10 protein-coding genes are annotated in these 10,435 nt (G+C 60.4%); 3 read left to right on the top strand and 7 right to left on the bottom strand.

All coding sequences use genetic code 11. The features are described 5' to 3' along the window. Positions 1 to 235 precede the first annotated feature (235 nt). Complete coding sequence (locus PMI37_RS28205; protein ID WP_008087803.1) at positions 236 to 1,210, top strand: 2-hydroxyacid dehydrogenase; 975 nt, start codon at positions 236 to 238, stop codon at positions 1,208 to 1,210. A 148-nt stretch (positions 1,211 to 1,358) separates the two neighbouring features. Beyond that, positions 1,359 to 1,868, top strand: coding sequence for a DUF2165 family protein (locus PMI37_RS28200; RefSeq protein WP_008087801.1), 510 nt, complete (start codon positions 1,359 to 1,361; stop codon positions 1,866 to 1,868). Positions 1,869 to 1,887: 19 nt separating this feature from the next. On the opposite strand, the gene PMI37_RS28195 is transcribed toward PMI37_RS28200, so the two are convergent. Continuing rightward, entirely contained in the window at positions 1,888 to 2,790 is a 903-nt protein-coding gene (locus PMI37_RS28195; protein WP_008087799.1) for a DMT family transporter, read from the bottom strand. A 284-nt stretch (positions 2,791 to 3,074) separates the two neighbouring features. Between PMI37_RS28195 and PMI37_RS28190 the strand changes: the two genes are divergently transcribed. Continuing rightward, a complete protein-coding gene (locus PMI37_RS28190; RefSeq protein WP_008087797.1) occupies positions 3,075 to 3,950 on the top strand; it encodes a helix-turn-helix domain-containing protein in 876 nt (291 codons plus the stop codon). An 83-nt stretch (positions 3,951 to 4,033) separates the two neighbouring features. On the opposite strand, the gene PMI37_RS28185 is transcribed toward PMI37_RS28190, so the two are convergent. From PMI37_RS28185 to PMI37_RS28160, 6 genes are all read right to left on the bottom strand, one after another. Then, the gene (locus tag PMI37_RS28185; RefSeq protein ID WP_008087795.1) at positions 4,034 to 6,463 is read right to left on the bottom strand and encodes a TonB-dependent siderophore receptor; all 2,430 of its coding nucleotides are present in this window, start codon (positions 6,461 to 6,463) and stop codon (positions 4,034 to 4,036) included. A 199-nt stretch (positions 6,464 to 6,662) separates the two neighbouring features. Beyond that, positions 6,663 to 7,652 (bottom strand): FecR family protein, encoded by a 990-nt coding sequence (locus PMI37_RS28180; RefSeq protein ID WP_008087793.1) that lies wholly within the window; start codon positions 7,650 to 7,652, stop codon positions 6,663 to 6,665. Next, a complete protein-coding gene (locus tag PMI37_RS28175) occupies positions 7,649 to 8,215 on the bottom strand; it encodes an RNA polymerase sigma factor (protein ID WP_008087792.1) in 567 nt (188 codons plus the stop codon). The genes PMI37_RS28180 and PMI37_RS28175 overlap by 4 nt, the downstream gene beginning before the upstream one ends. Position 8,216: 1 nt before the next feature. Continuing rightward, the gene (locus tag PMI37_RS28170) at positions 8,217 to 8,543 is read right to left on the bottom strand and encodes a DUF3325 domain-containing protein (RefSeq protein ID WP_008087790.1); all 327 of its coding nucleotides are present in this window, start codon (positions 8,541 to 8,543) and stop codon (positions 8,217 to 8,219) included. Beyond that, a complete protein-coding gene (locus PMI37_RS28165; protein WP_008087788.1) occupies positions 8,543 to 10,129 on the bottom strand; it encodes a PepSY-associated TM helix domain-containing protein in 1,587 nt (528 codons plus the stop codon). The genes PMI37_RS28170 and PMI37_RS28165 overlap by 1 nt, the downstream gene beginning before the upstream one ends. After that, on the bottom strand, positions 10,126 to 10,431 hold the full coding sequence (locus tag PMI37_RS28160) for a DUF3649 domain-containing protein (RefSeq protein WP_008087787.1): 306 nt from the start codon (positions 10,429 to 10,431) through the stop codon (positions 10,126 to 10,128). The genes PMI37_RS28165 and PMI37_RS28160 overlap by 4 nt, the downstream gene beginning before the upstream one ends. Positions 10,432 to 10,435: the final 4 nt, after the last annotated feature.

Here is a 10,435-nt window from a genome sequence, read left to right as displayed (position 1 = left end):
AGGAACCCCGAGCTTTAGCGAGCGGGCCGCACGTAGGAGCAAGCCTTTTCGGTTACCTTTTCGGCGTTTGGAAAAGGTGACTCGCCGTAAGGGCGAAACCCTAATCCGCTATCACCCAAAAAACGGATATACACCCAAAACCCCAAGAACATGGTCGGCCCAAAGGCCGCCAAGACACCCCCCAAACAAAAATGTTAGCGTGCTTGGCATCAAGCCCGACAACGAGCCAAAACCAATGAAAAAGACTGTCCTGGCCTTCAGCCGCATCACCCCGCCAATGATCGAACGCCTGCAACAAGAGTTCGACGTCATCGTCCCCAACCCAAAAACCGGCGACATCAACGCCCAATTCAACGAAGCCCTGCCCCACGCCCACGGCCTCATCGGCGTCGGCCGCAAACTCGGCCAGGCCCAACTCGAAACCGCGAGCAAACTCGAAGTCGTCTCCAGCGTCTCCGTCGGCTACGACAACTACGACCTCGACTACTTCAACCAACGCGGCATCATGCTCACCAACACCCCCGACGTCCTCACCGAAAGCACTGCGGACCTCGCCTTCGCCCTGATCATGAGCAGCGCCCGCCGCGTCGCCGAACTCGACGCCTGGACCAAGGCCGGCCAATGGCAAGCCAGCGTCGGCGCCCCGCTGTTCGGCAGCGACGTACACGGCAAAACCCTCGGCATCGTCGGCATGGGCAACATCGGCGCCGCCATCGCCCGCCGTGGCCACCTCGGCTTCAACATGCCGATCATCTACAACGGCAACAGCCGCAAGACCGAACTCGAGCAACAACTCGGCGCCCAATTTCGCAGCCTCGACCAACTGCTCGCCGAAGCCGATTTCGTCTGCCTGGTGGTGCCGCTCAGCGACAAAACCCGCCACCTCATCAGCCACCGCGAACTGGCCCTGATGAAACCAAGCGCCATCCTCGTCAACATCTCCCGTGGCCCGGTCGTCGACGAACCCGCCCTGATCGAAGCCCTGCAAAAAAACCGCATTCGCGGCGCCGGTCTGGACGTCTACGAAAAAGAACCGCTGGCCGAATCGCCGCTGTTCAAACTGAAAAACGCCGTGACCCTGCCGCACATCGGCTCCGCAACCAACGAAACCCGCGAAGCCATGGCCAACCGCGCCCTCGCCAACCTGCGCAGCGCCCTGCTCGGTGAGCGCCCGCAAGACTTGGTGAACCCGCAAGTCTGGCGCGGATAAAAGAGCACGGGCAAGTGCGACATCGTACTTGCCCGTTCGTTATCGCCATACATAACTTGAAATCGAACAACAGACAAAATCAAACAACAGCATTATAAGCTCTGCCCGGCTGCCGAATGATCGACAAGCGCTATGGAGAGCTAAAGCCGTGAACATCTTGAACACCGACAAACTTATCCGCTACAGCAAAGTGATACTGATGGCTTACATCAGTTTCTTTGGCCTGCTGGTGATCATCCACAACTTCACCGACTACAATGCAAACTACACCTACGTGGCTCACATCCTGAGCATGGACACCACCACGGCCAGTGAAAGCATCAAGTATCGAGCCATTGAGACGCCGATGATTCATCACCGGATCTACTGGTTCATCATCACCATGGAAGTCACCTACACCGTGCTCTGCCTGATTGGCACTTACCAGTTGCTGCGCCATATCAACGCACCCGCCGAGGTATTCCACGAGGCAAAAAAGTTCTCGATCATGGGCATACTTGCGGCAATCTTCATTTATTACGTCTGCCTGCAAACCGTGGGAGTGGAGTGGTTTGACATGGACACTTCGCAATCATGGAATGCCAAAGACTGGGCACGGCATATTGTCGATTTCATGTTCCCGGTGATGATTTACATCAGTTTGAAAGTCGAGCACTGAAGTTCAGCACTCGTTTATTTCAAGCCAACTTTCCCTGAACCGGCACCACCACTCTTTTCGGCTTACGAAACACCAGTACATTACCCAGCATCACTAACACCAGTCCCATCAGCGCCGGCGCTGTCCATTGATAACCTTCGGCAAACGCCGAGACGTTCAGCGCCACCACCGGGAACAACACCGTGCAGTAAGCCGCCCGCTCCGGGCCCATACGCCCGACCAGCGTCAGATAAGCAGTGAAGCCGATGACCGAACCCGGAATCACCAGATACAGCAGCGCACCGACGTAACGCGGTGACCAGTCCATGTCGAACGGGATGCCTTTGACCAGACACCACACCGACAACATCGCCGCGCCGTACGCCATGCCCCAGGCATTGGTGGTCAGTGGTTTGAGCCCGGCCTTCTGTTGCAGGCTCGAAAGCATGTTGCCCGCCGAGAAACACAAGGTGCCACACAGTGCCAAACCCAGCCCCAGAAGGGTTTGTGGACTGGCCTGATGCCCGGCCAACTCAGGCCAGAACAGCATGCCCAGGCCAAACAGCCCCAGCGCACCGCCCATCAGCACATTGCGCGCAATGCGCTGGCCAAAGAACACCCGTGCATTCAACGCGTTCCACAGCGTTGCGGTTGAAAACACCACCGCGACCAGACCGCTGGGAATCCATTGGCTGGCGGTCAAAAAGCACATGAAGTTCACACAAAACAGGCACAACCCCTGCGCCACGCAAATCAGATGCCCGCGCCGGTTCATCGGCTGCAGGCGACGGCTGAGCAACAGCAAGACGAACAGCACCAGCGCGGCGAGACCAAAGCGATAGACAATCGACACCGGAATGGCGACCACGCCCAGTTGCCATTTCAAGGCAATCCAGGTGGTGCCCCAGATCAGCACGGTCAGCAAATACAACGACAGATTCATGGTGCAAGCTCCTGGAGATAACGCCGAACGCTTTTCTGTGGCGAGCGAGCTTGCTCGCGCCGGGCTGCGAAGCGGCCCCAAGAATCTGGCTGCCTGCACATTGTTGTGAGCGCTGCGCACTCAGGCGGGAGCAATCTCCCTCGCTACAGGTTTTGCGTTGGATAGGGATTGAGCGTGATGCACCCAGCGTCGGCGCGCTTGCAGATTCTTGCGCTTTTGTCTGGCGGCAGGCTGGCAGCGCGGCGTCTACGGAGTAGGATGCAAGGCGTTGAAGAGAACCGATCATGGCCGCCATCGATACCCTGCAAGTCTTTCAAGCGCTTAACCGTTCGCCGAATGCACGCCTGGTGCACAGCGCCGAGCTCGGTGACGGCTTGTCTGCAGCCTTGTGGACCAACCACCACGACGCCCAGGAATACGAAGCGCCGAGCCATCACACCCTCTCGTGCTACATCGATGGCGGTACGGGCACGTTTCGTCGCGGCCAGCCAGGCAACAAGGGCGGGCCGGACAAACTGTGCATCCTGCCGGCTGATCACCAGTCCGGTTGGGTCATCAATGGCGATATCCGTCTGGCGCACCTGTATTTCAGCCCTGAACAATTTGCCCTTGGTTGCGTCACCTTGCTTGATCGCGAGCCACGGGAAATGCAGTTGCGTGAACAGACCTTTCTCGAAGACCCGCAGCAGGCGCAGCGCTTTCGGCATTTGCTGACCCTGAACTGGGAAGAGCCCGCCGAACGCTTGCTGACCAGCAGCCTGGCGCATGAACTGATCAGCCACACCTTGCTCAGCCAGGTCGGCGCGCGTCCGGGTTTGCGTCTGAAGGGTGGGCTGGCCGCGCATCAACGCCGGCAGTTGGTCGAGTTCATCGACAGTCAGCTGGCCGAGCCGATCAGCCTCGGGCAATTGGCGGGATTGTGTGCCTTGTCGGAATACCACTTTGCGCGGATGTTCCGCGTGAGCTTCGGCCTGCCGCCGCACCAGTACCTGCTGGCGCGACGTTTGAGTCGCGCACGGGAATTGTTGCGCAACACTTCGCTACCGTTGGGAGAGATTGCGCTGGCCTGTGGGTTTGCCAGTGCGAGCCATTTCACCAACCGTTTCAAGCAGGTGTTGGGTGGAACGCCAGGCGAGTATCGGCAGGCGTTTTTGCGGTAGAAGAGCAAAAGATCGCAGCCTGCGGCAGCTCCTACACGGGAAAATGTAGGAGCTGCCGCAGGCTGCGATCTGTTGCTGTTGCCTCAGAATTCTAAGGTGCTGGACAGCGAGATCTGCCGCGAATCGCCCATCGACACAAAGAACCGGCTCGCCGCCGAGGTGTAGTAAGTGCGATCAAACAGGTTCTTCACGTTGAGCTGAAACTTGACCTTCTGCCCTTCAACCTTGGTGTCGTAGGTAGCAAACGCATCAGCCACGGTGTAGCTCGGCAGATCGAAATCATTCACCGCGTTACCCGCCCGCTCACCGACATACCGCGCCCCGGCGCCGACGCGCAATTGATCGCCGCCGATCACGCTGCCGAAGTCATACACCGCCGACAACGAGCCGGTGTTCTTCGCCACGTTTTGCAGGCGTTTGCCTTTGTAGTCCGGGTCTTCGGTAACTTCGGCGTCGGTGTAGGCGTAGCTGCCGATCATGCTCCAGTGCTCGCTCAGTTGCCCGGTCAAGTCCAGTTCCAGACCGCGCGAGCGCACCTCGCCGGCCGCACTGTAAATCGTCGTCGGGCCCTCGGCGTTGGCCACCAGCACGTTGCGTTTCTTGATGTCGAACAAGGCGATGTTACCGGTGATGCGGCCCGGCATATCCAGACGCGCACCCAGCTCCCACGACTTGGCTTCTTCCGGCGCGATGCTGCCGTCGAGCACGGTGCTGCTGCCGCTCAGCGGGGCGATGGTCGAGTTGGGTTTGAACGATTCGGTGTAGCTGCCGTAGAACGACAAGGCGTCGGTGTAGCGATACACCAGGCCGGCGCGCGGCACCCACTTCTGCCCGTTGCTGTCGGTGTTGGCCTTGAACGGCACGCCTTTGCCGGCGTACTGGTCGTACTCCTGGAAGCGCCCGCCTGCGACCAGAATCCATTGATCGGTGAGGTGAATCGAGTCCTGCATGAACACCGAATCGCTGCGCAGTTCATCGGTCTGCGCGCTGTCGGCGGCACTGACCGTGGTGCCTTCGACTTCACGGCCATACACCGGATTGACGTAGCTGAAGGTGCTCAGGCTTTTCTGGCGAATCAGGTCAGCGCGGTAGATCTTGCGGTACTCGTCATCGACGCCGAACACCAGGTCATGCTGCATGCCCAGCACATTGACTTTGCCCTCGAGACTGGCGGTGGTGAAACGGTCAGTGCTGATCGCGTTTTGCGTGCCGTCCATGCTGCGGGTCAGCGTGCCTTTTTTGGTGTCGATGGCGGTTACGCGCACCTGACTGGCGTCGTAGGTCTCGCGGTTCCAGCTGTAGCCGAAATGGGCTTTCCAGTCGTCGTTGAGTTCGTGGTCGGCTTCGAAATGATAGAGATCAGACCGCCCTTCCATGTTGTTGAACGGCTCGTCGAGACGCTCGTTGCGCGAGATGTCCAGCGGATGATTGGTGCGCGGATCGATCAAGGTGCCACGGTCGAACGGCGTGAGAAATTCGCGATGCTCGTAGGCGAACAACAGCTTGGTGCTTTCACCGAACCAGGCCAGCGACGGGGCAATCAGAGTTTCGCGGTGGGTGCCGAAATTGCGCCAGTAATCTTCGTCTTCGTGGTCGAGCACCATGCGATAGGCCAGCCCGGAATCGCCCAGTGCGCCGGTGCTGTCGAAGGTGCCGCCGCTGCCGTTCTTGCCGTCGCCGTAGGTCGAACCGCGCAGGGTCAGTGCGTTGTACGGCGTCAGTTCCGGCTTCTTGCTGACCATGTTGACCACGCCGCCGGGGTCTTGAATCCCGTAGAGCAACGAGGCCGGGCCCTTGAGCACTTCGACGCGATCCACGGTAGCGTTCATGCCACGGCCCTGCACGATCGGCATGCCGTCGCGCATGATCGAGCCGTTACGGTTGTCGCCGAAACCGCGCGTCATCACCGAGTCCTGCGTGCTGCCCAAGGTGTTGCCCTGAGTGATGCCGCTGACGTTGGCCAGTGCGTCGTCGAGATTGCGCGGCGCCTGATCGCGGATGACCTGCGCCGGGATGACGTTGACGGTCTGCGGGACTTCCTGCAGCGAGGCCGACGAGCGCATTACCGAGCTGGTTGGCGGCGGTTGGTAGCTGGTCGATTCGTCGCGCAGCGAGGTGATGGTGGTGGCGCCGAGGTTCAGTGCGCCTTCGGTCGGTTTGGGTTCCAGCGCCAGGGTGTGGCTGTCGGTGCGGCGAAAGTTCAGACCGGAACCTGTGAGCAACTTCTGCAGCGCCTGTTCCGCACTCATCTGGCCGCTGACCGCCGGCGCGGTGAGACCGTACGGCGCTTCATCGGTATAGACCACGCTTTGCCCGGTGACGCGGCTGAAGTCGCTGAGGGCTTGCGGCAGCGGTTTGGCGGCCAAGGCGAAATTGAACTGTTTTTGCGCTTGGCTGCTGACAGTTTCAGCGGCCAGGGCGATGCTCATCGGCAACAATGCCAAAGCCGAAAAACTCAACGCCGACACGCTTAACCACTGTTTGACCGAACCCGATTTTGCCCTGGACTTCATTGCTCAATGACCTGTGTAGAACCGTAACGGATGCGAATGACTCGCAGTTTCAGTCACTACACGGATGGGGTTCGGGTTTACCTCATCACAATTTGAAAATATTTTTTCAAGATCAAAAGATCGCAGCCTTCGGCAGCTCCTACAGGGGATCGCATTTCAATGTAGGAGCTGCCGCAGGCTGCGATCTTTTGACGTCGCCTCAACGCAAAATAATCAAATGCCCCAACACCTGATGCTGCTCAAACCCCAACACCCCTTGCAGAGAATTCAGAACAGCCTGCGGATCCTTGCTCGGAAAACTGCCACTGACCTTGCGCGCCGCCAACTCATCGTTGAGCACGATAATCCGCCCCGGGTAATACCGGCGCAAATCCTCGACCACCTCCGCCAATGTCGACTTGTAGTAAGTCAGCCAGCCCTGACGCCAGGCCAGTTGCGCCTCGCTGTCCACCCCATGGAGTTTTTGCGCTGTGCCGTCGGCATAAGCAACCTGCTGCCCGGCCGTGAGAATCTGTTGTTCGCCCAGATGATCCGCCTTCACGCCAACGCGTCCTGACAATACCGTGACCTGCGCGCCATGCGGCTGCAGACGCACTTCGAATTGCGTCCCGAGCACCCGCGCTTCACCTTGATCAGCCGCCACCACAAACGGATCGCCGGTGTGCGTCACGCTGAAAAAACCGCCGCCGCGACGCAGCTGCACATGGCGCTCGCCACGGCTGAAATCCACGGCAATCGCGCTGTCGGCATCGAGGGTCACTTGCGATTGGTCGGCGAGGGTCAGCGTGCGGATTTCGCCGGGCGCGGAAACATAATCGGCGCCCAGATCATCGATCCAGCGCTGCGGTTGCCAGCCCGTACCGAGGCTGACCATCAGCAGCAGACATGCGGCCAGCGCCAGTGCGGCCGACCAGCGTTTCAACTGCGTACCACGCGGTCGGTCCATTGCCTTGAGGTAACCCTGCAACGCCACGTCATCTTCAGCGGCCAGGGTTTGCGCCGGGCCCTCGCTCAATTCCCAGACAACCTGAGCCTGCGCATAGGCCTCGGCATGGGCCGGGTCGGCGCGCAGCCATTGGCTGAAAATCAGTTGATCGCCAGCACTCGGTCGATCGTGCAACAGGCTCAGCCAGGCGAAGGCAGCCTGTTCCTGAGCGGGCGTCGGGCTGACGCGGTCGATGTGAGTCACGGTGCTTTCCCTGGCGTGCGTGGCGCGGGTTCGCGCAGGCTGGCCTTGCAGGCCTCGAGGGCGCGCATCATATGTTTTTCCACGGCACTTTGGGACAGGCCCATGGCCTTGGCGATGTCTGCGTACTTGCGACCGTGGATGCGATTGAGCAAGAAGATCTGCCGAGTGCGCTCGGGCAACGCGCGCAACGCGGCTTCGACATGGCGCAGATCATTGCCCGCTTCAAGCGCGGCTTGCGGTTCGCTGCCGTGGCAGTCCGGCTCATCCGGTTGCCAGCCTTCGTTGACCCGCGTACGCGTGCCTTCGCTGCGCAAATGGTCGATGGCGATGTTGCCGGCGCAGCGCAAAAGATAGGTGCTGAGTTCTTCAACCTGCACCAGCGGCCGCCGCCAGAAACGCAGAAACAAATCTTGCACCAGATCCGCCGCTGTCGCCCGACAGCCGACGCGCCGATTCACCAGCGCTTCCATCTGCGAACGCTGGGACAGAAATACCTGGAGAAAATGCGCACGCGCCCCACGCGGTTCGTCGTCGCGGGATTCCGGAGGGACACCGATCAGCACGTCAGCACTGCGCCCATGCAGCGACCGGACTGGCCAACAGACTCAGCCCGGCCAGCGCCAACGCCAGACGCGGGCGATAAGGCAGCAGCAACACCAGGGTCAATGCGCTGAGCATCAGCACGGCGAACCAGTCGACCAAACCAAAACTCCAACCGTTCACGGTCACCGCCGCCCACAGCGACAAACATAGCAACAACCAGCCAGCGATTTTCAGCGCCTGACGACGTGCGGCCGAAGGTTTGTGGCCGAGCAATTCATCGTGATGTCGCGGCATCGACAGACACAACGCGGTGAACCCTGCGTAACACAGCAGCAGCGCCAACAGCATCAGTTTGCTCCCTGCTCAAGGGTGATCGGTCGAGTCTTTTCACGACGGGTTTTTTTCACGTTGACGGTGCTGCTGGCACGCTGCATTTTCCACGCGGCCCAGGCGAGAAACACGCCGGTGGCGAGGCAGGTCAGATCGAAACCGGCCAGCGTCCAGTCGCCCTGCATCAGGGTCGCAGCGAGATTCCACGGCGTGGTCAGCGCATTGATCACTGGCACGGTCGTAAACAGCAACGCGCCGCACGCGAGTTGCTCGACCCAGGCCTTGCGACCCGGACGCAAAAGCGCGTGCACCACGCTCAAACCCCAAGCGATAAAGAACGCATTCACTTCCCAATCCGCACGCCCGGCGAGACCTGTCGGCAGCAGACGATTGGCCAGGAAAAACACCGCCACCGCCGACACCAGCCCGGCCATGCTGGCGATGTTCAGCACCTCCACCAAGCGCAGCTCGAATGGCATCACGCCGCTTTTGGCATGTTTGAGTTGACGCTTGCCGAGCCAGATCACCAGCCCGGTGCCGATCATCGCGGTGCCGGCCAGCCCGCAGATGAAGTACAGCCAACGCAACACCGGGCCGGCGAAGTGGCCCATGTGCAAACCGTAGAACGCGCCGCCGACGGCCATGGCCATCGGCTGATCCGGCGTGCTGCCGAGCATCTGCCCGCTTACGCCGTTGAACGTCACCGCACGGCCGAAATCGTGCACCACGCGATCGCCGGCACGCGACAGCACCACTGTCGCGTTGGCGTCGCCCGGATTGTTCACCGACAGTCGCGCCGTATGGCCGCCCGACCATCGCTCGCTGGCCTTGGCCAACAGCGGTGCCATGGGCGCCAGCGCCTGCGGAATGTTGGCGCGTTCCGGGGTATTGGATGCAGGAAAAACCTCATCATAAAACTTGTTCACGTCGCTACCGTACGACGCCAAAATGCTCGCCGGCATGACCATCGACATAAAAATCACCAGGCTGCTGTAAGTGATCATCAGGTGAAACGGCAACACCAGCACGCCCACCGCGTTATGCCCGTCAAGCCACGAGCGCTGGCCTTTGCGCGGACGGAAGGTGAAGAAGTCCTTGAAGATTTTCTTGTGGGTGATGATCCCGGTAATCAGCGCGACAAACATCACCATCGCGGCGATGGTCGCCAGCCAGCGTCCCCACGGATAAGGCATCTGCAGCTGGAAGTGGAAACGGTAGAAGAACTCGCCGCCCATGCTTTCGCGGCCTTGCACTTCGGCGCCGGTCTCGGCGTCGAGGGTTTTCGATTCGAAACGTCCCCGTACGCCGGGTTGCGCGGGCGCCTGTTGCCAGCGCACGGTCAGGCCGGGGTCACGCGCATCGGGCAAGTCGATCAACCAGCGCGAAGCACCGGCCGCATGTTGCTGCAGATAATCTTGCGCCAGGCTCAGGCTTGTTTCGGCATTGATCGGCCGCGCCGGGATTTCCGGCTGCATCCAATGCGTGGTTTCGTCGTTGAAATAGGCCAGGGTGCCGGTCAGAAAAATCGCGAACAGCAGCCAGCCGAACACCAGTCCGGTCCAGGTGTGCAACCAGGCCATCGCCTGGCGAAAGCCCTCTTTCATGCAAAACCCAACCCGCGCGCGGCGCCGGAGATGGTCGCCAGAATCACGCTCGGCACCAGCAGACCGACCCACGCCGACCATGCGGTGCGGCAGGCGAAGCACCAGAGCACAGCCACCAGATAGACCAGAAACGAAACGGTCATGCCGGTCACCACGGCTTCGGCACGGCTCAATGGCAACCACATCGTCAGTGTGACACTGGCCAGCGCCGCGACCAGATAACCGCCAAACACCGCGGCCAGCACCCGTGAGGTGACGGCCAGACGATAGGACATGGGGAGTGCGGCGAGTTTGGCTTTCATGTTT

The sequence above is a fragment of the Pseudomonas sp. GM80 genome (assembly GCF_000282515.1).
In the GTDB taxonomy this organism is placed as follows: Bacteria; Pseudomonadota; Gammaproteobacteria; order Pseudomonadales; family Pseudomonadaceae; genus Aquipseudomonas.
The sequence above is the reverse complement of the archived record's forward strand: the minus strand, read 5'-3'. Positions and strand labels throughout refer to the sequence as shown.

What these genes read in the sequence shown, in the direction of transcription:
- PMI37_RS28160 (WP_008087787.1), bottom strand. Translation starts at nt 10,431, where the DNA reads ATGAAAGCCAAACTCGCCGCACTCCCCATGTCCTATCGTCTGGCCGTC.
- PMI37_RS28190 (WP_008087797.1), top strand. Translation starts at nt 3,075, where the DNA reads ATGGCCGCCATCGATACCCTGCAAGTCTTTCAAGCGCTTAACCGTTCG.
- PMI37_RS28165 (WP_008087788.1), bottom strand. Translation starts at nt 10,129, where the DNA reads ATGAAAGAGGGCTTTCGCCAGGCGATGGCCTGGTTGCACACCTGGACC.
- PMI37_RS28205 (WP_008087803.1), top strand. Translation starts at nt 236, where the DNA reads ATGAAAAAGACTGTCCTGGCCTTCAGCCGCATCACCCCGCCAATGATC.
- PMI37_RS28185 (WP_008087795.1), bottom strand. Translation starts at nt 6,463, where the DNA reads ATGAAGTCCAGGGCAAAATCGGGTTCGGTCAAACAGTGGTTAAGCGTG.
- PMI37_RS28170 (WP_008087790.1), bottom strand. Translation starts at nt 8,543, where the DNA reads ATGCTGTTGGCGCTGCTGCTGTGTTACGCAGGGTTCACCGCGTTGTGT.
- PMI37_RS28195 (WP_008087799.1), bottom strand. Translation starts at nt 2,790, where the DNA reads ATGAATCTGTCGTTGTATTTGCTGACCGTGCTGATCTGGGGCACCACC.